General features: G+C 65.1%; 1 protein-coding gene. It reads right to left on the reverse strand.

Annotation, left to right across the window (positions count from 1 at the left end; all coding sequences use genetic code 11):
• Positions 1-238 (reverse strand): hypothetical protein (locus tag B4920_RS27820; protein WP_216820138.1); only part of this gene is annotated, 238 nt, incomplete at both ends.

Here is a 238-nt window from a genome sequence, read left to right on the forward strand (position 1 = left end):
AACCCGCAACCCTTCAACCGGTTGCAAGGGGCGCGCCTCCACCTGGAAGCTCTTCATGTCGAACCCCTGACGGGTGTCGGTGGCTCGCCAGGTGGCGAAATCCCCCATCGCGGCCACATGGGACACCTTGAAACGCACCGTCTGATCGCCAAGGCCCGGGAAGCGGGCATCAAACTCGGTGCCGACCGGGAAGCGGGGCAGCAGATCCTCACGCACATGGAACTGGGCCCAGGCATCC

Source organism: Zoogloea sp. LCSB751 (assembly GCF_002028455.1).
In the GTDB taxonomy this organism is placed as follows: domain Bacteria; phylum Pseudomonadota; class Gammaproteobacteria; order Burkholderiales; family Rhodocyclaceae; genus Zoogloea.